Source organism: Paenibacillus sp. FSL H8-0283, from assembly GCF_045040675.1.
GTDB classification, from domain to species: domain Bacteria; phylum Bacillota; class Bacilli; order Paenibacillales; family Paenibacillaceae; genus Paenibacillus; species Paenibacillus amylolyticus.
This window is the reverse complement of record NZ_CP150295.1, coordinates 6,800,698-6,821,507: the sequence shown is the minus strand read 5'-3', so window position 1 is coordinate 6,821,507 and position 20,810 is coordinate 6,800,698. Positions and strand designations below refer to the sequence as shown.

Below are 20,810 nucleotides of genomic sequence, written 5' to 3'. Positions count from 1 at the left end.
CCTATGCTACAATGGCAACAGTATGTATGAATCAAGGAGATGAACTGAACGTGGCAGAAGCAAACGCAATTAATGAACAAGAAATGATGCAATATATTGCAGATAAAACGAAGGCAAGCCAGGAGAATATCGCCCTTGTGTTGAAGCATGAGCAAGCGTACATCAACAAGGCGCACGAAAATTCCAAAGGTAACGATGTGGATATTGACGGCGATGATCTGGCTGACTATATCCTTAGTCGTAAAGATGTGAAGCTGGATGAGTTGACCGTGGAAAGCATCCTGGATGCTGAGATGGACTACTTGATGGACAAGGGTCACGCGGGATACGTGGATTAAGTTCTGCGTGGATTTGGAGCTTGAACTGTGGCGTGAGGTTTAATGAGATTTGTATCAATGATCGGCGCATGAGGGGCTAGATTATTGGTGTGCGTAGGTTGTTCAGTCCAGCGATTAAGCCTTTCTGTGATCCGGGCAAAATCTAACGAACCTGATACGCCTTATGAGGGTATTTCTCGCTCGTTTGGGAATGTAACGAATCTCAGACACGTTATTCTCTGGATTTTAGGACTTTCCCATGCAGTTAAAGCATTTCCGCGGAATTAGCGTGTCTGAGATTCGTTAGATCGGGAAATAAGCGCTTTTTGCCGAAATAAGGTGCCCTAGGTTCGTTAGAGTAACTTAGAGTGATCACATGGTGCAACGAGGCGTTAAATGGCTGTTTCAAAAGTGAAATCTCACAGATGAAGCCTAATGCATGGCAAGTGTTGAACTGTCAAAAAGACCTCAACTCCACAATACTGTGGTGTTGAGGCCTTTTTTAGATTGTAGCGACCAGGCATTCCTTCGGGAATACCTGTCGGTATAACTTTTCTAAGAATGGACTTGAAGTTCTATCGGACCTGACCACTATATCGGATCATTTGTCGAGTCTCGCTATGAGTACAGTTCGATGAGTGTTGACCTATCGGACAACCTCACCGCATCACTCATCTGTTTGCCCTACAGTCGTCCTTATTGGACATCGCTGTAAGGTGAGATTTTTAGGAAATCCCTATCAATCCCACCGTTTATAGCTTCTTATTGACCAACCATACCGCCATCTACGGTGTAAAGGGAAGCTGTTACATAAGATGCTTCTTCGGACAACAGGAAGTTCATTACCGCAGCGACTTCTTCCGGTTCGCCGTAACGGCCCATTGGAATGCTAGACACGGTTGCTGATTGATAATCTTCCACGTTACCGGAATTAGCTTCGATCTGACGCATCATGCGTGTATTGATTGTACCGGGCAATACAGCGTTAACCCGGATATTATAAGGTGCCAATTCATTTGCAGCGGTACGCGTGAGACCAACTACGGCATGTTTGGACATAATATATGGAGATACAGCAGGTGCACCCATCAGACCCGCGAGGGAAGAGGTATTAAGAATCGCACCGGATTTTTGTTTTTTCATCACTGGAATGACATTTTGCAGACCCAGGAATACTCCACGAATGTTGACGTTATATACGGTGTCGAGTGCTTCAACACTCAGGTCTTCGATCAGCCCTGTTGGACCTTCAATTCCGGCATTGTTGGCAAAATAATCGATTCGACCAAAAGCATCCAATGCTTTTTGCACATAGTTTTTCACGTCTGCTTCTTGGGATACGTTCGCTTTTACGGCGATGACGTGCTCTTTGTCGAGGTTCAGATCAGTAATCGTCTGTTGGATGGCTTCTTCATTCAGGTCCACCAGCACCAAGTTGATTTTGCGCTCAGCAAGGCGGCGTGCCAATTCTTTACCAATGCCTCCAGCTGCTCCTGTAATTACGGCTGTATGTGTATAAGATGTACTCATGAACTATCCGCTCCTTATTCATTATTGGCAGGTATTTCTCAAAAAAAGTTTCAACCTGTCGTCTATCTTTCCTGTCTCAATGTTAAGATATACATAGCAATGTGACAATAATCATTGACAGCGCATATGTCAGCTATCGGACAGAGGTGTAAGCGGTGTTCATTTATATTACAATAATGAACAAAGGAGGCGAAAATGTTGATCATTGAACATCCTCAGGACCGGAGAGCACGAAGAACGCAGGATGCGATCATCGCTGCGGCGGTTTCTTTGATATTAGAGAAGGGAGCGGATGCCCTCACAATCCGGGATATTACGGAACGGGCGGATTACAACCGTGGAACCTTCTATTTACATTTTCCCGGCAAACCGGAGTTGTTGCAGTTCATTCTGGATGATTTCATGCAGGGAGTGGGGCGAGCTTATGCAGAACCATACGCACAGCTCAAAGAAGTGGACATGACTGCATTGCTACCATCCACGATGCCTGTATTCGAATATATTGAAGCCCATCAGGATATCTTTCGTGCGTTAATAACAATGCATTCAGATATGAGCTCCCGGCTGTGCAATATGTTTAGAACGTATCTAACCGAAGATTTTGTATTGGTGACCGAGGATAGTGAGTGGACGATTAATTACGACATCATGTTAAGTTATCTGGTATCTGCAACAGTAGGGGTAATCATGCATTGGGCGGAGATTGGATTCAAGTATTCTGCGCATTATATGGGAGAGCAGCTTACGGCGCTGATTAACATCAAACCGACCCGTCTGCTGATTGAACCAGGGCAGAAGGGTCGGACTATTCACGAGCGTATGCTGTTAGATTAAAGGTCGAATGAGAGTTTTGTTCTATATCAATCGAACTAAAGAATATTTACACTGCACACTCCGATGACAGAACAACCTTCCGATCGCTGTTATCCCCAGATTTTTTTGATTCCTTTTATAAAGGGTAAATCCGGGGATAAAGGCGAACGCTCCGCTTCTTCAGGTCGTTTCTGTCCTCTCCGTTTTGTGTAAATGTTTAGTTCAATTGATATAGATGAAGAAATCCAATTCGATTATCCGGTCATGGAGGCGTTCGCGGCCTGTTGCATCTGAAGCAGTTGTTCGCGGATCAGGACGGACTCGCCGATCATGATTAATGCCGGATTATTCACTTGATGCGACTTGGCGAGGGAATGGAGTTCGGCAAGTGTGCCGGTAATAATCCGTTCCTCCGAGGTGGTTCCCCGTTCGATTAAAGCCGCAGGGGTGTGTCCACTTTTGCCATGGTGAAGCAATTCATTTTGAATCTGGGGCAGTTGGCTAATGCCCATGTAGATGACCAGTGTATCCACACTATGGGCGAGCAGATCCCAGCGGACCGAAGATACACTTCCATCACTGCCGGTTCCGGTGACACATGCGAAGGATGAAGCAATCCCGCGATGAGTTAACGGAATAAGGGATGAAGCGGATGTACCTACAGCTGAAGTGATGCCAGGAATGATCTCAAATGCAATCCCTGCTTCCGCCAGCACAAGCGCTTCTTCACCACCACGGCCAAAGATGAACGGATCGCCACCCTTGAGTCTTACGACTTGTTTGCCTTCCGCCGCATGTGCAGCAAGCATCCGTCCAATCATCTCCTGACTCATGGAATGAAGGCCTGGAGCCTTGCCGCAGTAGATGCGGAGTGCTCCTTCGCGAGCCTCAGCGAGCAATTGATCATTCACAAGCCGATCATACATAATGACATCTGCGGACTGAATACGTTTCAGGGCTTTTACCGTAATCAGATCCGGATCTCCAGGACCAGCGCCAACAATACTAACCAGGCCCCGACTCATGATCGTGTCCCCAATTTCGGTGCAGCATCAGAACTTGCCAATCCTGAACGACCACCCTGAATGGATGCCAGTTTGGACGAGAGCTTTACTGGATTTCCCCAGTGGTGGGCGGCATATAGACCGAGGCCTGTAAATACAGCTCCGCCAATGAGATTGCCCAGCAATACCGGAATCTGATTCCACAGCCACCAGTCAGCCATACTAACCTGTGCACCGAGCATCATGCCTGCCGGGATGACAAACATATTTACCACAGCATGCTCAAATCCCTGAGCGAAAAATATGGTAATGGGCAGCCACATCGCTACGATTTTGCCCAGTGTAGAAGTGGACGTCATTGCCATCACTGCCCCCAGTGTGACCATCCAGTTACATAGAATGGCTTTGATGGTGACCAGTACAATGCCAGCCCCACCCAAGTGCTGATATCCCAATGTTTTGGTTTCACTGGTCTGGATCAGCGTTTGAATTAGAGGGTTGCTCATATCCGTACCCATCTTGGTAATGGTCAGGCCGTATAAGAGAGCATAGAATGCACATCCGAGCAGATGTCCTGTGATCACCCAAAAATAATTTCGGAGCATATCCATCCATGTAATTCTACGTTTCAACACTGCGAGTGGAAGCATCGCAAAGTTTCCTGTCACCAATTCGAGACCCAGCAGAATAATGATGACAAATCCCGCCGGGAATATCAGTGCACCTGCCAAACCAACGGAAGTTTGAGATACAGCGGTATATGCCAGTGTGGTTGCAAAGGCAAGGATAGCCCCCGCCAGAAAACCGCGGATCAGCATCTGTACCCGATTCATTCTGGCTTTGCTCTCACCAGCTTCGACCATCGATTGCAGCACTTCTGCAGGTTTAACAAAATCCATAGCGCACGCCTCCTTGATGTCAGGGTATCTCTAGCCTTTAACCCGCAATTGTGATGAAGATTTCTCCGCTGTTGCCGTCTACTTCTGTTTTGTAGGTATTCAAGCAGCCTTCGTCCGGCTCGTGTACCTTACCGTTACGCAGATCAATCTTCCAATCATGCAAAGGACAATGAACCGCTGTCCCGCACACCATGCCTTCCGACAGCTTGCCGCCCTTGTGAGGGCAGCGATTCTCGACGGCGTGCAGACTTCCGTCGCTCAGTTTGAAGACTGCAATTTCGGTATCCTGTATCAGGAAGGTCCGTGCTCCCTTTTCATCAATATCTGCAAGGTGTCCAATCCGGAATTTGTTCATCGCTGTTCCTCCTCTTCTAGTGGGTTACCGGCTCGGCACCGGACAGTGGGGTGAAGTTTTTACGTAATTTCTCGTCTTGTATGATTTCTTTCCAAGGATCAACCGTGTGACCCAGTGTAACTTCCAGACGTTCAACCAGAGCGAGACGTACATCCCGATCCGCCAATGCTTCCTTCACATGATCCAGACCAACCCGTTCAATCCAAGCCGCTGTTCTCTCATTCCATTTTGCATTCTCTCTATAATATTGCAGGTAAGAGTAAGTCCACTCTTCCACTTCCGCATCGGTCTTCACCGTACACAGCAACTCGGCTGCACGAACCTTGACTCCCGCGTTACCGCCCACATGAATCTCCCAAGCGCCATCAATGGCGACAACACCCAGATCCTTGATGGTCGCTTCAGCACAGTTCCGCGGACATCCGGAGACAGCGAGTTTCACTTTGGCTGGAGCCACCATCTTGTCGAGTTTTTTCTCCAGACGAATACCCATCTCAATGGAATCTTGTGTGCCGAATCGGCAGAACGTATTACCTACACAAGTCTTCACCGTACGAAGCGCCTTGCCATAACCAAAACCGGAAGGCATATCGAGTTCCTCCCAGATCTTCGGCAAATTCTCTTTCTGTACACCGAGCAGATCGAGTCGTTGCCCACCCGTGAATTTCACCAACGGCACATCGTATTTCTCTGCGACAGTTGCAATCTTGATCAATTCCGCCGGGGAAGTGACACCACCATAGATCCGTGGAATAACGGAGTAGGTACCGTCTTTCTGGATATTGGCGTGATAACGTTCATTGGTGAATTTGGATACACGCTCATCTGTGTATTCAGCCGGCCAGATCATCCCGAGATAATAGTTGAGGGAAGGGCGGCACTTGGAGCAACCTTCCGGTTCATTCCAACCGAGAACATTCATGACTTCCTTGACGCTTTTGAGTCCCATCTCCTTGATCTGTGCAACAATCTCATCCCGATCATAGGATGTACAGCCACAGATGCCTTCTTTAGTCTGTTCACCTACATTATCACCGGCATAATATGTGAGCAGGTTTTCGATAATAGGTTTGCACCCACCGCAAGAAGCGGAAGCTTTGGTACAGGATTTGATTGCACCCAGTGTATTACAGCCTTTATTCAGAACGGCGTCTCCAATGGAAGCTTTGGTCACACCGTTACAACCACAGACGATCTCGTCATCCGGCATACTCGCCATTCGTTCTGCGACAGATGGACCCGAGCCTGAACCACCGGAAGGTACACCGAGCAAAATTTCTTTCTCCCGACCACTGATGTTCTCACCACTCTTAATGAGGGAAAACAGCGATGCGCCATCCGTGGTATCCCCGAACAATACAGCTCCGATCAGCTGTCCGTCTTTGATCACCATCTTTTTGTACACACCATCAACGTCATCCTGAATACGAATGCTGCGAGTGTCCGCAGCGTCTTTGAATTGTCCGGCAGAGAATACGTCCACACCGGATACTTTCAGTTTGGTAGAAGTGACTGAACCTTCGTATCCTTCGGTTGCCGCGCCAGCCAGGCGTTTTGCGAGCACCATACCTTGTTCATATAATGGAGCAACCAGTCCGTAGGCAATACCGCGGTGTTCTGCACATTCGCCGACGGCAGATATACTAGGGATGCTGGTATGCATATAATCATCTACAATGACTCCACGATTCACATCGAGGCCGGTATTGCGAGCCAGTTCAATCTGAGGGCGAATCCCGACAGCCATGACAACCAGATCCGCTTCAAGCACCGTTTGATCAGTAAAACGAATGGCTTTTACTCGTTGTTTGCCTGTGATTTCTTCGGTATGTTTGTTCAAAAGGAACTTCATGCCCTGTTCTTCAAGCTCACGCTGGAGCATCAGACCTGCCGGCAAATCTAGGTTCCGGTCCATCAGATGACCGTTAATATGGATGACTGTGACGTCCATGCCCAGATTGAGCAACCCCCGCGCTGCTTCCAGTCCAAGCAATCCGCCTCCGATGACGGCAGCTTTACGATACTTTTGTGATGCTACCATCATCGTTTCACAGTCTTTAATATCTCGGAATCCGATAACGCCTTCCTTGTTAGCACCGGGAAGAGGGAGGATGAAGGCCTGTGAACCGGTTGCCATAATCAGCTCATCATAGGCTGCGCGTACACCATTTTGAGATACAACTTCCTTGCGCTTGGTATCGATCTGAACGACCGGGTCACCCGGGTACACCCGAATGCCGTTATCTTCGTACCAGCTCCACTCATTGATTACGATATCTTCGATGGATGTTCCGCCAGCCAGTACGGAAGATAACATGATCCGGTTGTAGTTGGGATGCGGCTCTGCGCCGAAGACTGTAATTTCATAAGCGTGTGGAGCAAGCTTAAGGATATGTTCGATTGTGCGGATTCCCGCCATGCCATTGCCGACCAGCACCAGTTTTTTCGTTGTACTCATTATGATTAGCCCCCTTAGGTCCATTCTGCAAAATGCCTCAAAACCTTGTCTCTAAAATCGAAAAAGCCTGTTATGCCTCGGAGGACTGCGCATATACATACGCATCCCTTGCTCCGAGATTGCAAAACAGGCTTCATTGCCGTTTCAACCAGCTACGCCGTTGTAACTGTGATCGATTCAAATATGGAGTTGTTATGGCTTAACTATAAAAGATCGATCTAATCATGTCAAGATAGTTAACATAAAAAAGTATTTGAAATTTAAAGTTAATTATGTTTACATGAGTTTATTGGAATATCGAATGGACGACGAAGTTTTACGAGTATATCTTCTTAGTTTAAAGGCTTCTAGATAACGTTAGCACGCTGGATACGATAAATACTGTAGAAAAGGTGCCATGTATAGTGTTTCACCCTTTTTAATTGCAACATGATGAGGCATGAAAAGATCATTCTAATGTTAAAAATAAGACGCATAATCGTCACTACTTAATTTTTGTTAGGTAATGTAACATGTTTATTGCTTTCATGTATTAACGTCTTAAATGATGTGGGCTCTGATTATAGCAATAGGGGAGGGATTGATCCATCATGCGATCTTTATTGGTCATCCGTGTTCAACCAACGATAGCTGCCTCATCCGATGCAATCCCTCTGACACCGGAGAGGCTGCTGGGAGCAAACGGGTACCATGTACAGGTGGCGGGCAGTGAAGCGGAAGCGGTGAAGCTAGCTCGTGCGGCCGAAGCGTCCATTTTGCATCTGTCGCTGGCTGATGTGGAGTACTGGGTGAACTGCCTGGGAAAGGGGAAGTCGGATTCACCGCTACTTTGGTGGTGCGCGCCAGATACAGCCTCTTCCTCCGCAGAATCCTGCGAGGTCGAAACATCATTTGATGGAATACTTACACCATCCATGACTGGGTCCGAGATTCACTGGACTCTTCACTTTGCAGCCCGACGCTACATGGAACGCAAACAGTGGGAGCAGGAACGGAAGCAGTTGCAATCCAGGCTGGAGGATCGGAAGTGGATTGATATGGCGAAGGCTATCCTTAGTGATCTGAAGCAGATCTCGGAGGCCGAAGCCTATGACCTGTTACGCAAGAAAGCGATGGATGAACGAAAACGAATGGTCGATGTAGCCACAGCGATTGTGAAGGCCCATCAACTGCTCCAGTCTTAATTGGAAGGAGGATTCTCCATGGATATGTCTCAGATACTCCGAGAAGTCGGACGTGGGAAACGAGGCTCACGTGATCTGAATTATGCAGAAGCACTGACCGTAGCAGAGAAAATCCTGAAACAGGAAGTTTCCCCTGCCCAGACGGCTGCGTTCCTAATGGCTGAACGTATGAAAATGGAAAACGTCGAGGAACTGGAAGCTTTTGTTCATGCTTGTCGTAACAGTGCGGAACGTTTCTCCATATTTCAGGATGGATTGGACTGTGCGGGTCCCTATGATGGACGAACAAAGTCGTTCATGGCCACGTTTCCGGTTGCATTTGTACTCGCGGCGGCCGGGTTGCCGGTGACTCTACATGGGAGTGACCCTTTACCACCCAAATGGGGCGTCACGTTGTCGGTACTTTTGAAGGAAGTGGGCATTGATACACACAAGATGGATCGGGAAGATGCCCGAAGCGCTGCATTGCGTTCGGGTGTCATGTACGTGTCCTCCGAGGACTGGTGCGAGCCTCTTCGTAAGCTTCGTCCGTTACGGGAAGAGTTGGGTTTTCGAACGGTGTTTAACACAGCAGAGAAACTGATTGATTATAACCATTCACCGTATTTGGTGTTTGGTGTGTTTCATAATACCTTTCTGGATCGGATTGCGAAGTTGCTCACCCGGTTTAACTACCGTCGTGCTTATGTTGTACAGGGGATGGAAGGTTCTGAGGATCTGTATATTGATCGGCCAACCCGCGTATACGCCGTGGAAGACGGTGATATGAAGCTGGAACTGGTTGATCCTGCAGCCTATGAACTGGATATGCCCGTGCCGGAGCTGGTCTGGACGGCTGCGAAGCAGCTTGAAGTGGCGGAAAGCGTGTTAAGCGGTGAGGGTCATATTGCTTTTGTGAATCAGGTCTTGTTAAATGGAGGTTTCCGCTTGTATGCGGCGGGGCGTGTCAATTCCATCGAAGAGGGCATATACACGTGTCAGGGATTACTGGAGAGTGGTGCAGCGTATCGCATCTATCAGCAGTGGTGTGTCTCCATGGGTGGTGAACTGCCGGATAGCAGAGAGGTGTCCATCTATCCGGCATCTTCCAGATAATGTAATGCTAGTGTTCAATCTTGTTATTGTTTAGCGTGTTTTTATTCCCAAGGATAAGTAACGGTCAGGAAGTCAGCGAATTTCTTGCTCTCTTCCCGCCGTTGTTTCCTCATGGCCGCCCGATCCGGAGCGGTCTCGTATAGTTTCTTCTCTTCTTCCGTCTCCGGGATAATGCGGGGTACGATCAGTTTGCGATTATTTTCGTCCAAGGCCACAAAGGTCAGAAATGCAGTCGCCGCAATTTTCTTCTCTCCGGTCTTCAGATCCTCTCGAATCACTTTCACAAAAATCTCCATGGAACTTCGTCCTGTCCAGGACGCGAACGATTCAAGTGTAACCGAATCCGTTGGATTAATCGGGTACAGGAAATCGACAGAGTCGGTTGAAGCCGTTACAGTATTGACCCGGCATAGCTTGGAAGCGGCAATGGATGCAATATCATCGATGTAGGACATCAGCTTGCCACCGAACAGTGTATTATGATTGTTGACATCGGTTGGGAACACCCGTGCCGTCTTGAAACAACGTGTTTCGCGTACATATTTTTTCTCCACCTGATCCATCTCCGTTGGTTTCGGTATCTCTCTCATGCTTTTTTCCTCCTTACAGTATGGCTGCTGTGACATTTTATTTCATGTGTTGCAGGGTCTTTTTTGATCTATTATCCCTAGTATAGGTGTCGGTCAGATACATATTCAAATGAAGTTGGACTGCAAAAAAACCGCCAGGCGCGGACCGGCGCGCTGGCGGTTTACTGCTGTATATTAAGCCTTGGGTTTGAAAATGCCGGACGGTTTGCCGATCGGCAAGAACGCATAACCGAAGTGAGCGTTCAGTACCGAAGCACCTGTACCATACAGGGACACAATTCCGATCGCCAGTTCAGCGTATGCTGCAATGGTGTGGAAAATGTGAGGAGCTACGCCGAAAGCGTCAAAGGTCAAGCCAAGGAACAGGAAGTCAATCAGAATGAAGATGATAAGCAATACTTTATTCGCTTCAATAGCACCAATCGTCATGAACAGGGTGAATACGAGGTATCCGGCAAAAGCAAATCCGAGTTGCTTGCCATCGGCCTGTTCAGCGAGAGTGGAGCCAAATACGCCCATTTTGATCATCCAGTTGGCAGCCATGGCAAACCAGAAGAATGCGTACGCGCCAAAAGCTGTTGTGCCAAAGGTATTGTTGCGTTTGGAATCTTGAATACATGCGAATAGCTGGGCAAAAGCACCCAGGAAGATCGCCCAAGGAATAGCGTAGCTAAGTCCTTCTGTAATGCCAAGCTTTTGGGAAGAAGCGACCAGGGTTACGATAGCCAACCCAAATAATCCCATTGCGCTGGGATCGGCGTTAACAATTTTGACTTTAGTCTGTGAATCGGTCTGCATGGTGATGATAAGCCTCCAATAATATCAAATCAGGATCAATGGCCGTCGTTGGCCGTCCTCTACATTACATCATTTGCATCCGCCGGGTCCGGACACACACATCGCCCTATTGTACCTGAATGACCCCATTATGGAAAGGGATTTTATTACCTTTTGAACCAATAGACTTTTTGTTTTTTCAATATACACATTTACGACACAATCCGTTCTGGCCGTGAATGATGAGGCCAGACGTTAGAATCCAACCCTCGGTGTTACCACTAAAATTGCGTCATATCAGCCATTTTCGGATAAGCTCTAGTGTGATAAAATAATCTTTATCAAAATTTGGAGAAGAATACAAAACATCCTTGTCTCCTATGCCATATGTTAATCCAACTATAGATTGACAGGAAAAACTAAAATGGTTCACAGAATAAGGAGGTATCAGGGGTCATGGTTATGAGTTTGGATTTGAAAAATAAAATAGAGAAGGCCAGACATAACCTTCATATGCTGGTAGAGCATAACAAGGGTGGTCTTGGGCATCCCGATGTGATTCGGCAGTCTATGGCATTGGACGAATTGATTAATGAGTATAACCGAATTAGCCGAAACCATTCACGGGCCTAAACCCAAAGCGATTTTAATTTTATACACGGAACAAATCACATAGATTGTAACGCTTGATCGTACAGACGGGCATGAATATAGCCGGTATGGACAGCCTCAGTTGAAGAGGCGGTATCCTACCGGTGTAATATTCATGCCCGTTTGTTTTTGCATCTTATCCATCATGCATCTGTTTAATGCAGTAATCGTTTGGCTTCCAAATAAAGGACCTGTACGAACTTTTTTGTATTAATGCGTGTCTGGGACAAGGAAGGCTCCACATTGTTTTGCAGCTCCAGCATTTTCTTGCGAATTTCGGTAAAATCGAAAAATTTGGATGCATAGTTCTCGAACTTGGGATGTGTATAATCGGTTAATCCCAGAGAAACCACATGGCTCAGAGTCTGGAAGATGGCCCGGCGAACACGTTGTTCCGATGCCTTGATCTCCTTGTTCACCTCTGCGAGAGAGGCGTCTTCTCCCAGTTTACGTATCGCTACATTCTGGAAGATGTCTTTGAGGGATGGGAACGTATAGGGGGACAGCTTATGTTCATCTGTCTCTACCTGTTCCAGATATTCCAGCATGTCCAGCAGATCCCTGCTGCCCGCTTCACCGATCATGCCCATCTCGGACAGCAGGAAATGTCCTGCAGTCGTAATTGTTTTGTCCGGAACCGGAGCCGCAGCACGTTCGGTAGAATTCAAACCGGATAATCCCTGCAATGTCCGTTGAATATCTGCGATGGATTGCTGCATCCGAAGCCTTTCGCTCACCAGCCGCAGAACAGATAGAATCTCCAACCGGTTAATCGGCTTCGTAATATAATATTCAATGCCTAGTGAATAGGCTTCACCGATCATATTTTTCGACTCGATCTGAGAGATCATGACGATCTTGCCCTCGAACCTTCCTTCAAGCGCTCGCACAGTCTGAATCCCGTCTCGTTGGGGCATCAGCAGATCAATCAGCAGGATATCCACCTTATGCAGTTCCAACAGTTCCGCGTGAATATGTGCTCCGTCCTCAGCTTCCCCGGCAATATCGCCAAGGCCTTCATCCTCAATAATATCCATCAACATGGAACGAACGCCAGGATCATCATCCACGATAAAATAACGCATGTCAGTCATTCCCTTTCTCTGCGAATGGTGTGATTGATAAATCTATGGTAAAGGCGGTTAACGCCGCGATGAACTCTCGTTCCAATGTAATCGTTCCTTTCCTTCTTGCATAGAACCTGACATGTCAGGTTAAATGACAATGATTGGGCGGTCAAAGCCCATTTTTAAAATAAATGTAGGAATTGCATGTAGGTATTTGTCGTTTTTCGTAGATGTTCTTGTAGTATAAGTAACATCCCGAAGTCCGGGGCTAGTGTTGTGCAGAATGGTACAAACTTATCGCGTAACCATCTCTGTGCTTGAAATACACCATAAAAAGGGGCATACCGATGGAGCAAACAATACAAGATATTGTCGTCATTTTCAATGATTTTCTATGGTCCAAAGTGTTAATTATATTATTGGTAGTATGTGGTATATACTTCACCACCAAGACCCGATTCATGCAATTCCGCATGATTGGAGATATGGTGAAGGTGCTTCGAGAGCCAAAAAGCAAGGAACCAGGCAAAATTTCACCATTTCAGGCGTTCTGTATTAGTATGGCGGCCCGTGTAGGTACAGGGAATATTACCGGTATTGCACTGGCTATCGCACTGGGTGGACCTGGGGCTATATTCTGGATGTGGATCATTGCAATTATCGGGTCAGCCTCCAGTTTTGTGGAGAGTACGTTGGCTCAGATCTATAAAGTGAAGGATAAGGGCGGATTCCGCGGCGGTCCGGCGTATTATATGGAACGTGGGTTGGGCAAACGCTGGATGGGGATTTTATTTGCCATTCTCATTACGCTTTCATTTGGTTTGGTCTTTAATGCGGTGCAGTCTAACACGATTACCGTTGCATTTGAGAACTCATTTGGCACGGATCGGTTAACGGTGGGTATCATTATGGCTGTGATATTTGCAGGAATTATTATGGGCGGTATCAAACGGATTGCAAAAGCATCGGAATACATCGTTGTTGTACTGGCCGTATTGTACATTGGGGTAGCGGCTTTTGTGGTGCTGGCGAATATTACCCAGCTTCCGGCCATGATTGCGTTGATTGTCAAAAATGCCTTCGGCATCGAACAGGTGGCTGGCGGAACGTTGGGCGCTGCACTGATGAACGGTGTGAAACGCGGATTGTTCTCCAATGAGGCGGGCATGGGTAGCGCCCCGAATGCTGCTGCAACGGCGGATACAACACATCCGGTGAAACAGGGACTTATTCAGGCGTTTGGCGTGCTGACAGATACGTTAGTGATATGTACGAGCACAGCTATGATTATTTTGCTATCCGGGGTATACAAAGGTTCCAATCTCGGAGGCATTGAATTAACTCAGGCTGCATTAAGTGTACATATTGGTTCATGGGCATCGGGATTCCTGGCGGTTATGGTGTTCCTGTTTGCCTTCAGTACACTAATCGGAAATTATTATTACGGGGAAACCAACATTGAGTTTATCAAATCCAACAAAGTTTGGCTGTGGGTGTACCGCATTTGCGTTATCGCGATGGTGGTGTTTGGAGCGGTAGCCAAAGTACAGCTGGTATGGGATTTGGCTGACCTGTTCATGGGGCTCATGGTGGTGGTGAACCTGATTGCAATTTTGATGCTGTCCAAGGTGACTTTCGAAGCGTTGAAGGACTACAAGAAACAGAAGGCTGAAGGTCGTGATCCCGTCTTTACCCGGGACCGGATTCATATTCCGGGTGAAGTGGAATGCTGGCAGTCGGAAGAAGAAGTGATTGGAGATAAATCAATACATGTAGCCAATTAAGGTTTTATCTGAACGTAGTTGGTTATATAAAATGGGCACAACAAACAACAGGACTTGGATTATCCATCATGGGCAACCCGAGTCCTGTTTGTTGCATATAAAATGTATCTTTGCACTAGCCAAAGTTCATCAAAGATATATTTGATTAATTTTTAACGGAATAGCTGATCAGTTGCTCGGACAGAGCTTTCATTCGTTCGCCTGTTTCATTAAGCTGTTCAATTACATCCGTAAAGGAGGATACAAGCGTTGCTTGTTCCTGTGAAGAGGCTGCAATCTGGGAGACTTCAACTTCCATCTGTTTGATGACTTGTTGTACATCTCTCAGACTGGTATCGATGTCACTTGTAGCTTGTTTGGCATCCACAGAGAGTTTGCGTACTTCGGAAGCAACCACACCGAAGCCGGCACCAGCTTCACCAACACGAGCGGCTTCAATAGCGGCATTCAGGCCAAGCAAGTTGGTTTGCTCAGAGATTTCACGAATGAACCCGGCTACTTTGTTGATTTGGGAAGAGTTCTGAACAGCAAGTCTGGTGTTCTGCAAGATCTGCTCACTGGTAGCTTGCAATTCTTCGGCATGAGCGGCGACATGTTGCACCATATCAACGAGGTTACCATTGATGGTTTGATTTTCTTGTATAATGTCTTCAAGTTGGTTCTGGTTAGATTGGTCGTAAGATACACAGAAAACAGCAACAACTTTTTGGTGATCATCAAAGATCGGAATGTTCAGAATATCCAGTTCGATACCATAAACTTCCTTAGAGAGAGTAGCAAGGGTCGCTTCTCTTCCATTTTTTAAGATGGCAAAGTTTTGATACGATTCCAAGAGTGACATTCCTTTTTCAAAACCAAGATCAAATTTATCTGTCATAATGACATCTAATACTTTTTCGTGATCGTAAAGAGTTAAACTAGCTGGTTCTCTGAGGATCAGGCTGATATAAGGCATTACTTTAAGCAGGGCATCTACAACGTTCATGGAGAGGACCATCCTTTCAATATTTGAATGTATTATTTTTAACGATCTATGGAATGCTCTATCTTTCATCGGACGGAAATGGCTTTTCGTGAACGGCATTTTGCATGAAAGAATGAACATTTTATGATTAAATTTTAAAATATTTCCCATCTAAAATGATTTATTGGATATAAGTGTTAGTTGTAACTATTTTTATATCAAGATATTTGTACGGATGTATATCAAATATAGGACATGTGTCCTTATGTGTACATTATATAGGGCAACGGAGGGAAGTCGGAATGAAAGAAATTATGGACTTTGGACTTGTGCGGCAACTCGCCCGTGAGCATGGGTTGGATCAGGTGCTGGACGAGCCTGCGCTCGCTGAGTTGCGACTACTTGAGGCTGCAAAGGGCGAGATGATATGTGCCAAAGGTGAACGACCCGAGCGGTTATATTTTCTCGTGCAGGGCAAGCTCAAGATCTATACCACCCTGCCTAACGGCAAGTCTCTGTTACTTCGTTTCAGTACACCACTTGCGCTTGTGGGAGATTTGGAACTGGTAAATGGCAAGGAGGCTATGAATACGGTAGAGTCTGTGAGCAAAAGCCTGTTGCTGGGTATCAGCTATCGCGCTCTCCAGAATACGTATGCAGAGAACCCTAAGTTTCTCCACTTTATGCTGAGTCAAGTTACGCACAAATTGTATACCTTTTCCAACCTGTCGAGTCTGAATATGTTATATCCGGTCGAGAGCCGATTTGCCAGCTATCTGTTGTCCACAATGGGCCAGGACGAGTCTTCTTCGGAAGAGATCCAGACCTCCAAGCTCACCGAACTGGCCGATATGCTGGGCACCAGCTATAGACATCTTAATAGAGTTGTTCAAGATCTGTGTAATCGAGATATTATTCGCAAAGTGCAGCGAAAGCTAGTGATCTGTGATCTGGAACAGTTGCGTGTCATCGCAGGAGGCAATATATATGAGTGATTGTATTTTAAAAGTAAGACCAAGTCTGCATATCTAAGCGACATGACGCGACACAATAAAATACAATACGGCACAACAAAGAGCACCCTCCCGAATATACCGAGGGGTGCTCTTTTTGCTCTGCACTTCAAGTGGATTAGATATCTCCGTGTTGCTCAAACAATTGAGCGATCTCTACAATGACACGGGTTGCTTTCACCATATTGTCTACCGATACATACTCGAATTTGCCGTGGTAGTTCTCACCACCAGTGAAGATATTTGGTGTTGGCATGCCCATATAGGATAGCTGGGAACCGTCTGTTCCTCCCCGGATGGGGCGAATAACAGGTTCGATGTCCAGTCGGGTCATGGCTTCATGAGCAATGTCGACGATCTGGCGTACGGGTTCAATTTTCTCGCGCATGTTATAGTACTGGTCATTCAATTCAACCGTGATGCTTTTCTCTCCATACTTGGTCTTCAGTTCGTTTGCGATATGGAGCAGATTTGTTTTGCGCTCTTCAAACTTCTCCCGGTCGAAATCACGGATGATGTAACTCATCTTTGTCAGCTCAACGTCACCCTCCAGAGACAATAGATGGTAGAAGCCATCATAACCGTCCGTGAATTCAGGAGCCTCCTCCACAGGCAGGCGTCGATTCAATTCCATCGCAATTTTCAGGGAGTTCACCATCTTATCCTTCGCTGTTCCGGGATGCACATTGGTGCCTCGTACGGTAATTTTGGCGGCAGCTGCGTTAAAGCTCTCGTATTCCAGCTCGCCAAGTGGTCCGCCATCAACTGTGTAAGCATATTTGGCTCCAAAAGCAGCTACGTCAAACTTGTGCGGTCCACGGCCAATCTCTTCATCCGGGGTAAAAGCAACCCGAATCTTACCGTGTTTCACTTCCGGGTGTTCAATCAGATAGGCCATCGCCGTCATGATCTCGGCTATACCTGCCTTATTATCTGCACCAAGCAATGTTGTACCATCGGTTGTGATCAGGGTGTGGCCTTTATACTCGTGCAGTTCTGGGAAATCCTTGTTGGACAGTACGACATCCAGTTCCGAGTTCAGCACAATGTCAGCACCATCATAGTTATCGATAACCTGTGGTTTGACATTTTTGCCAGTAAAGTCGGTCGCTGTATCGAGGTGAGCCAGGAAACCAATTACGGGAACATCCTTGTCGGTATTGGATGGCAGTGTAGCCATGACATAACCGTTCTCATCCATCGTCACATCTTGCAGACCAATGAAGGTACATTCTTCAACGAGCAGTTTGCCCAAGGCCAATTGGCCGGGTGTGGAAGGGCATGTCTCGCTATTTTCATCGGATTGGGTATCCATCTGAACATAAGTACTCAGTCTTTGAATTAAAATATCTTTCATCTATTATCGCTCCCTAGCTTGAGTAGTATATAAGTTGAGCAACTTGTTTTACACTGATCCACTACGAGGCCAGAATAACCTTCTGATCGCTGTTATCCCCAAATTTTTTGATCCATTTTTACAAAGGTGAAAATCTGAGGATAGCGTATGCTTTCGATGCAGCTTTCTTTCAGAAAACTTTTAGGCGAAGTGTATGCTTTCGAAGTAGCTTTCTTGGAGAAAGCTTTTAGCTTCGCTTCTACAGGTTATTTCTGCCCTCTCCGTTATCGTGTAACCGTTAGTCACAACTTATGTAAATTGGGTATAGTAATTATTGTGGTTCTCTCCGGTTATCATATCATGTTTTGCAGTCATTTCCAGAATGGGGCAGATCCGAAATATGAGGATTTCTAGGTATCAAAAAGGGTACTAGGTCACAAAAATGTACGTACTTGTATTTCTATAACTGAGGTTCATAATAAATGATGAAGAAAGGATGTGTTCAAGACATGCCATTTATCACGGTTAAGGTACTGGAAGGCAAGTCGGTCGAGCAGAAACGTCAGTTGATTGAACGTATGACTCAGGTGGCCTGTGAGACACTGGATGTTGATCCGAGCAAAGTCTTTATCTTCATTGAGGATTTGGAGAAGGACAATTACGGCAAGAACGGAAAACTGTTTTCGGACTTAGACAAATAAGTAAGGGTTCATATATATCATGATCATGGAACAGGAGATGTAACATCAATGACTGAACAATTATTTTCCCCTTATCAATTCAAGAGTCTGCAATTAAATAACCGTGTCGTCATGGCACCCATGTGCCAATATTCTGTCACTGCGAAGGATGGTATTCCGAACGATTGGCATCAGGTTCACTATGTGAGCCGTGCGGTTGGAGGAACAGGACTGATTGTAATCGAGATGACCGATGTAGATCCGGATGGACGTATTACGGATAATGACTTGGGGATATGGTCAGATGAGCATGTGCCGGCCTTCACCAAACTTGTAGATGGAATTCATGCCTACGGCTCCAAAGTAGCTATTCAGATCGCACATGCAGGACGAAAAGCAGAGGATGCTCCGCAGCCGGTTGCCCCATCGGTAGTTACATTCCCGGGAGAAAAGTACAAGGAACCACGTGCGTTAAGTACGGAAGAAGTAGAAGCTATGGTGCAAAAGTTCGCAGACGGTGTTCGCCGCGCAGTGCAGGCTGGAGTAGATACCATTGAGCTGCACGGTGCACATGGATACCTGATCCACCAGTTCCATTCCCCGCTGATGAACCATCGTGAGGATGTATATGGGCAGGATCTGTCCCGTTTTGGCGTTGAGGTCATTCGTGCAGTGAAAAAAGAAATGCCAGCAGATATGCCGCTGATTTTGCGGATTTCGGCTGTAGAATACGCGGATGGTGGATACGATATCGACCACACCATCAATATCGCTCGTGCCTACCAAGATGCAGGCGTGGACATGTTCCATATCAGTTCAGGTGGCGAAGGTCCTTCCGGACAGCGGAAACCGGGGAACTATCCGGGGTATCAGGTACCGTTTGCCCGTCGTTTCCGTGAAGAACTGAACGTTCCTGTAATCGCAGTAGGTATGCTGGAGGATGCAGCGCTGGCTCAAGCGGTTATTGGCAACGGCGATGCGGATCTGGTCGCGGTTGGTAGAGGAATGCTGCGTGACCCGTACTGGGCGAACCATGCCGCTCTGGAACTGGGTGTCAGCAAGGATCAAGCTGCCATTGCAGAGCAATATTCTCGTGGATACTAATCTGCTCCAAATTATACTTACACTTGCCACTCCGATGACAGAATAACCTTCCGATCGCTGTTATCCTCAGATTTTTTGATTCACTTTTTCAAAGGTGAAAATCTGATGATAGCGTAAGCTTCCGATGTAGCTTTCTTTCAGAAAGCTTTTAGGCGAACGCTCCGCTTCTTCAAGTTATTTCTGTCCTCTTCGTTTTCGTGTAAATGTTAGTGCAAATTTTATATAGTAAAAAAGGCCACAGCATGGGTTAAACCTCATGCTGTGGCCTGATTTTGTATGATGAGAAGCATGTAGACTCAATTACGGATGACTACGCTCTTCGAGTCGCTTCATAGACGAATTTTTGATTGGACTGCGTGGGTGGTTGATCCGGGTTAAAGTCGGCGTATACTTTAATGTCAGAGAAACCAATGTGTTCGAGAATTAGGCGTAACTCTTCTATGCCGTACCAACGCAAGGTAAGTTGTTGCAGCTCCGTAGCAACAAGAGCACCCTGATGCCATTGTTCGTAGCGGATCAGACTCACTTTGTACTGTTGTAGAAGGTTCACCTCAATGGTTTTCACTTCTACCGTGATCGTATCACCATCGGGTATTGAAACAGTTGATGTTTCTACAGAAGAGGGTTGTGTCACATCGGGCAGAAACAGATCAAACACGAGCCTGCCGCCGGGTTCTAAATGCTGAAATAGATTACGTAATACGTTAATCGACGCCTGTCTGTCTTGGATGAGGAGCAGAGAACCTCCGGGAATGATAATTGCCTCGTATCGATATGGAAGGTCAAGCTTCTCCAGATCGGCAACGAACAGCTCAGGCATGGGTAATGCCCGCTCCATACAACGAGAACGGCAAGAGTCAATCATATCCATTGAATAATCAATTCCATCCACCTTCAAGCCTGCTTCAAGCAAAGGAATGAGCACTCGGCCTGATCCTGACATGGCTTCAAGGATACGTCCATTGCAGCGCTGAAGATAATGGCGATAGAATTCAATGTCTCCTCCCAAGGAGTGTCCCACAGGTTTCGTGAGATCATAAACGGCGGTACATAATGGACCGTAATAACTGAATGACATAGTATAGATGTCCCCCACATTCAAATGTATTAAAATGAAAAAGTGGAAGGGAAGTCAGCAGGATTATCCCTTCCGGCAACGGTTGGAATTGGATTTTTCAGAGCAGACTAT

Annotated in this window: 20 protein-coding genes; 9 read left to right on the top strand and 11 right to left on the bottom strand. The window is 46.5% G+C overall.

Translation table 11 applies throughout. The features are described from left to right. The first annotated feature begins 26 nt into the window (after positions 1-26). Positions 27-338 (top strand): hypothetical protein, encoded by a 312-nt coding sequence (locus tag MHI52_RS29950; protein ID WP_051447261.1) that lies wholly within the window; start codon positions 27-29, stop codon positions 336-338. A gap of 741 nt (positions 339-1,079) precedes the next feature. Here MHI52_RS29950 and MHI52_RS29945 read toward each other — a convergent pair. Continuing rightward, positions 1,080-1,847 carry an SDR family NAD(P)-dependent oxidoreductase gene (locus tag MHI52_RS29945; protein ID WP_036612166.1) on the bottom strand — a complete coding sequence of 256 codons (768 nt, stop codon included), beginning with the start codon at positions 1,845-1,847 and terminating at the stop codon, positions 1,080-1,082. A gap of 195 nt (positions 1,848-2,042) precedes the next feature. Between MHI52_RS29945 and MHI52_RS29940 the strand changes: the two genes are divergently transcribed. Further along, positions 2,043-2,681, top strand: a complete 639-nt coding sequence (locus MHI52_RS29940; protein WP_036612163.1) for a TetR/AcrR family transcriptional regulator — start codon at positions 2,043-2,045, stop codon at positions 2,679-2,681. A gap of 233 nt (positions 2,682-2,914) precedes the next feature. Here MHI52_RS29940 and cobA read toward each other — a convergent pair whose 3' ends face one another. The 4 genes from cobA to nirB are packed head-to-tail and all read right to left on the bottom strand — an operon-like array spanning position 2,915 to position 7,376. Continuing rightward, entirely contained in the window at positions 2,915-3,685 is a 771-nt protein-coding gene (gene cobA, locus MHI52_RS29935; protein WP_405158158.1) for a uroporphyrinogen-III C-methyltransferase, read from the bottom strand. Continuing rightward, positions 3,682-4,563, bottom strand: coding sequence for a formate/nitrite transporter family protein (locus MHI52_RS29930; RefSeq protein ID WP_405158157.1), 882 nt, complete (start codon positions 4,561-4,563; stop codon positions 3,682-3,684). Before MHI52_RS29930 ends, cobA begins: the two co-directional genes overlap by 4 nt. Before the next feature lie 37 nt (positions 4,564-4,600). Continuing rightward, positions 4,601-4,918, bottom strand: coding sequence for a nitrite reductase small subunit NirD (gene nirD / locus MHI52_RS29925; RefSeq protein WP_036612155.1), 318 nt, complete (start codon positions 4,916-4,918; stop codon positions 4,601-4,603). Between the two features lie 16 nt (positions 4,919-4,934). Next, positions 4,935-7,376 (bottom strand): nitrite reductase large subunit NirB, encoded by a 2,442-nt coding sequence (nirB, locus tag MHI52_RS29920; RefSeq protein WP_253504183.1) that lies wholly within the window; start codon positions 7,374-7,376, stop codon positions 4,935-4,937. Positions 7,377-7,966: 590 nt separating this feature from the next. On the opposite strand from nirB, the gene MHI52_RS29915 reads away from it, so the two are divergent. Together MHI52_RS29915 and MHI52_RS29910 are read left to right on the top strand one after the other, a co-directional pair. Continuing rightward, the gene (locus MHI52_RS29915) at positions 7,967-8,560 is read left to right on the top strand and encodes an ANTAR domain-containing response regulator (RefSeq protein WP_100528196.1); all 594 of its coding nucleotides are present in this window, start codon (positions 7,967-7,969) and stop codon (positions 8,558-8,560) included. Between the two features lie 18 nt (positions 8,561-8,578). Further along, the gene (locus tag MHI52_RS29910) at positions 8,579-9,655 is read left to right on the top strand and encodes an anthranilate phosphoribosyltransferase (RefSeq protein WP_405158156.1); all 1,077 of its coding nucleotides are present in this window, start codon (positions 8,579-8,581) and stop codon (positions 9,653-9,655) included. A gap of 41 nt (positions 9,656-9,696) precedes the next feature. Here MHI52_RS29910 and MHI52_RS29905 read toward each other — a convergent pair whose 3' ends face one another. Then, entirely contained in the window at positions 9,697-10,209 is a 513-nt protein-coding gene (locus tag MHI52_RS29905; protein ID WP_026081401.1) for an acyl-CoA thioesterase, read from the bottom strand. 210 nt (positions 10,210-10,419) lie between these two features. Further along, positions 10,420-11,043 (bottom strand): acetate uptake transporter, encoded by a 624-nt coding sequence (locus MHI52_RS29900; protein WP_036671640.1) that lies wholly within the window; start codon positions 11,041-11,043, stop codon positions 10,420-10,422. A 435-nt stretch (positions 11,044-11,478) separates the two neighbouring features. Between MHI52_RS29900 and MHI52_RS29895 the strand changes: the two genes are divergently transcribed. After that, positions 11,479-11,655: an aspartyl-phosphate phosphatase Spo0E family protein gene (locus MHI52_RS29895; RefSeq protein ID WP_017691636.1), complete on the top strand. Its 177-nt coding sequence runs from the start codon at positions 11,479-11,481 to the stop codon at positions 11,653-11,655. A 173-nt stretch (positions 11,656-11,828) separates the two neighbouring features. Here the strand turns inward: MHI52_RS29895 and MHI52_RS29890 are convergent, their stop codons facing one another. After that, entirely contained in the window at positions 11,829-12,758 is a 930-nt protein-coding gene (locus tag MHI52_RS29890; RefSeq protein ID WP_405158155.1) for a response regulator, read from the bottom strand. Positions 12,759-13,087: 329 nt separating this feature from the next. Between MHI52_RS29890 and MHI52_RS29885 the strand changes: the two genes are divergently transcribed. Further along, positions 13,088-14,524, top strand: a complete 1,437-nt coding sequence (locus MHI52_RS29885; RefSeq protein WP_405158154.1) for an alanine/glycine:cation symporter family protein — start codon at positions 13,088-13,090, stop codon at positions 14,522-14,524. Positions 14,525-14,669: 145 nt separating this feature from the next. On the opposite strand, the gene MHI52_RS29880 is transcribed toward MHI52_RS29885, so the two are convergent. Continuing rightward, complete coding sequence (locus MHI52_RS29880) at positions 14,670-15,128, bottom strand: methyl-accepting chemotaxis protein (protein ID WP_223200021.1); 459 nt, start codon at positions 15,126-15,128, stop codon at positions 14,670-14,672. 662 nt (positions 15,129-15,790) lie between these two features. Here MHI52_RS29880 and MHI52_RS29875 point away from each other — a divergent pair. Then, positions 15,791-16,483 (top strand): Crp/Fnr family transcriptional regulator, encoded by a 693-nt coding sequence (locus MHI52_RS29875; protein WP_047840885.1) that lies wholly within the window; start codon positions 15,791-15,793, stop codon positions 16,481-16,483. 136 nt (positions 16,484-16,619) lie between these two features. Here MHI52_RS29875 and pepT read toward each other — a convergent pair whose 3' ends face one another. Further along, positions 16,620-17,858: a peptidase T gene (pepT, locus tag MHI52_RS29870; protein ID WP_405158153.1), complete on the bottom strand. Its 1,239-nt coding sequence runs from the start codon at positions 17,856-17,858 to the stop codon at positions 16,620-16,622. A gap of 488 nt (positions 17,859-18,346) precedes the next feature. Between pepT and MHI52_RS29865 the strand changes: the two genes are divergently transcribed. Both MHI52_RS29865 and MHI52_RS29860 read left to right on the top strand, forming a co-directional pair. Then, positions 18,347-18,538: a 2-hydroxymuconate tautomerase family protein gene (locus tag MHI52_RS29865; RefSeq protein WP_017691642.1), complete on the top strand. Its 192-nt coding sequence runs from the start codon at positions 18,347-18,349 to the stop codon at positions 18,536-18,538. 48 nt (positions 18,539-18,586) lie between these two features. Continuing rightward, positions 18,587-19,621 carry an NADH:flavin oxidoreductase/NADH oxidase gene (locus MHI52_RS29860; protein ID WP_017691643.1) on the top strand — a complete coding sequence of 345 codons (1,035 nt, stop codon included), beginning with the start codon at positions 18,587-18,589 and terminating at the stop codon, positions 19,619-19,621. Positions 19,622-19,931: 310 nt separating this feature from the next. Here the strand turns inward: MHI52_RS29860 and MHI52_RS29855 are convergent, their stop codons facing one another. Next, on the bottom strand, positions 19,932-20,699 hold the full coding sequence (locus MHI52_RS29855; RefSeq protein WP_405158152.1) for a class I SAM-dependent methyltransferase: 768 nt from the start codon (positions 20,697-20,699) through the stop codon (positions 19,932-19,934). Between the last annotated feature and the right edge of the window lie 111 nt (positions 20,700-20,810).

Excerpts from the sequence above, each read along its gene's own strand:
- MHI52_RS29855 (WP_405158152.1), bottom strand. The coding sequence starts at position 20,699 with ATGTCATTCAGTTATTACGGTCCATTATGTACCGCCGTTTATGATCTC.
- MHI52_RS29885 (WP_405158154.1), top strand. The coding sequence starts at position 13,088 with ATGGAGCAAACAATACAAGATATTGTCGTCATTTTCAATGATTTTCTA.
- MHI52_RS29930 (WP_405158157.1), bottom strand. The coding sequence starts at position 4,563 with ATGGATTTTGTTAAACCTGCAGAAGTGCTGCAATCGATGGTCGAAGCT.
- nirB (WP_253504183.1), bottom strand. The coding sequence starts at position 7,376 with ATGAGTACAACGAAAAAACTGGTGCTGGTCGGCAATGGCATGGCGGGA.
- MHI52_RS29875 (WP_047840885.1), top strand. The coding sequence starts at position 15,791 with ATGAAAGAAATTATGGACTTTGGACTTGTGCGGCAACTCGCCCGTGAG.
- nirD (WP_036612155.1), bottom strand. The coding sequence starts at position 4,918 with ATGAACAAATTCCGGATTGGACACCTTGCAGATATTGATGAAAAGGGA.
- pepT (WP_405158153.1), bottom strand. The coding sequence starts at position 17,858 with ATGAAAGATATTTTAATTCAAAGACTGAGTACTTATGTTCAGATGGAT.
- MHI52_RS29915 (WP_100528196.1), top strand. The coding sequence starts at position 7,967 with ATGCGATCTTTATTGGTCATCCGTGTTCAACCAACGATAGCTGCCTCA.
- MHI52_RS29860 (WP_017691643.1), top strand. The coding sequence starts at position 18,587 with ATGACTGAACAATTATTTTCCCCTTATCAATTCAAGAGTCTGCAATTA.
- MHI52_RS29890 (WP_405158155.1), bottom strand. The coding sequence starts at position 12,758 with ATGCGTTATTTTATCGTGGATGATGATCCTGGCGTTCGTTCCATGTTG.
- MHI52_RS29880 (WP_223200021.1), bottom strand. The coding sequence starts at position 15,128 with ATGGTGCAACATGTCGCCGCTCATGCCGAAGAATTGCAAGCTACCAGT.
- MHI52_RS29950 (WP_051447261.1), top strand. The coding sequence starts at position 27 with ATGAATCAAGGAGATGAACTGAACGTGGCAGAAGCAAACGCAATTAAT.
- cobA (WP_405158158.1), bottom strand. The coding sequence starts at position 3,685 with ATGAGTCGGGGCCTGGTTAGTATTGTTGGCGCTGGTCCTGGAGATCCG.
- MHI52_RS29940 (WP_036612163.1), top strand. The coding sequence starts at position 2,043 with ATGTTGATCATTGAACATCCTCAGGACCGGAGAGCACGAAGAACGCAG.
- MHI52_RS29900 (WP_036671640.1), bottom strand. The coding sequence starts at position 11,043 with ATGCAGACCGATTCACAGACTAAAGTCAAAATTGTTAACGCCGATCCC.
- MHI52_RS29910 (WP_405158156.1), top strand. The coding sequence starts at position 8,579 with ATGGATATGTCTCAGATACTCCGAGAAGTCGGACGTGGGAAACGAGGC.
- MHI52_RS29895 (WP_017691636.1), top strand. The coding sequence starts at position 11,479 with ATGGTTATGAGTTTGGATTTGAAAAATAAAATAGAGAAGGCCAGACAT.
- MHI52_RS29865 (WP_017691642.1), top strand. The coding sequence starts at position 18,347 with ATGCCATTTATCACGGTTAAGGTACTGGAAGGCAAGTCGGTCGAGCAG.
- MHI52_RS29945 (WP_036612166.1), bottom strand. The coding sequence starts at position 1,847 with ATGAGTACATCTTATACACATACAGCCGTAATTACAGGAGCAGCTGGA.